The organism is Undibacterium sp. GrIS 1.2 (assembly GCF_040544435.1).
Lineage (GTDB): Bacteria > Pseudomonadota > Gammaproteobacteria > Burkholderiales > Burkholderiaceae_D > Undibacterium.
In genome coordinates this window covers 1-1,314 of record NZ_JBEONP010000149.1, presented here as the reverse complement: position 1 = coordinate 1,314, position 1,314 = coordinate 1, and the positions used below count along the sequence as shown (strand labels likewise).

General features: G+C 50.6%; 1 pseudogene. It reads right to left on the bottom strand.

The features are described from left to right. Window positions 1-1,314, bottom strand: a pseudogene (locus tag AAKU61_RS22600) (IS3 family transposase); the annotation flags it as partial.

Sequence of the window (1,314 nt, the reverse complement as noted above, 5' to 3'; positions counted from 1 at the left end):
TGAGTCAAGTGCCTGAATAAACTGCTCAATGGTAGTCGCTTGCCATTCCCTAAGATAGAACATTTCTGTTTTCAGCCGCCCGAAGAATCCTTCGCATGCCGCATTATCAGGCGAGCACGCTTTGCGCGACATCGAACGAATCAACTTTGCATCACTGATCCTCGATAGCCACCCAGGCCAGCGATAATGAGCCCCACGATCAGAGTGAACGATGGGCCGGTCGTTGCTATTGACCACCGTCTCGATGGCGGCATCCAACATCGTGTTGACAAGCTTTGCGTCTGGACTCATGCCGATTGACCAACTGATGACCATGCCATCGAAGCAATCAATCATCGGCGATAGATATACCTTGCCGGCCGGGATATGAAATTCCGTGATGTCGGTGAGCCACTTCTCATTGGGGACTGCGGCACGGAAATCGCGATTGATTACATTCTCTGGTGCAGGGCAGATTTCGCCTAGGTAGGAACTATAACGGCGTCGCTTGACCTTGGCGACGATCAAGCGTTCTTGCTTCATCAAACGCTGCACGACCTTTTCCGAGAGGAAGACCTGCTGCTTGCCCAGTGATGCCTGTATCCGACGATAGCCGTAGCAACGGTGATTGAGTTCAAAGATCTCAGTGATGGTGCTACGCACACCACCATATTTGTCAGCAAGCTGCAATCGGGCCCGATGATAAAAGTAGGAGCTGCGTGCCAGACCCAGCTTAGTAAGAAGTTCTGGCAGTGCATAAGTCTCTCTCAGGGCATCAACTAACATCGTCTTCTCCTGATTGCGCAGAAGGTGCAGGTCGATGCCCTGGCTTTTTTTATTATTTCGTTGGCCTTCTTTAAGAGATCATGTTCTAGCTGCAGATGTCGGATGTCAGATGTCGCGTCGAAGCGATTCGATTTGTCGCTCCAGTTCCGCACGTTCAGGTTCTGGCGGTGAGTCTTTATAGCATTTCATGGATGCTAGGGCCTCACGGCTAAGTAGTTGATTTGTCCATTTATATAGCGTCGTCCTGTCTACGTCCAGCTTTTGTGCAACTACTTGCGCGCTTTCTTGTCGTGTGCAAAGTTCAATGACCGCTGCCTGCTTGAACTCTTGGGGATGTAATAGTCCCGAGACTTTGCCAACAATCCGCTTCTCTGTTTCGGGGTGCAGTTCATTGATCCAGTCGCTCAGTGTCTTTCGCCCGGGATAACCCAATGCCTTGACCGTGGCAGCAATGCAGCGACCGTGATTAAAGTAATGTTCAACAACCTCTTTCTTCTGCTGCTCAGAATACGTCGGTTTCCTGCGCGCATAGCTTTCCGGCAAATCACA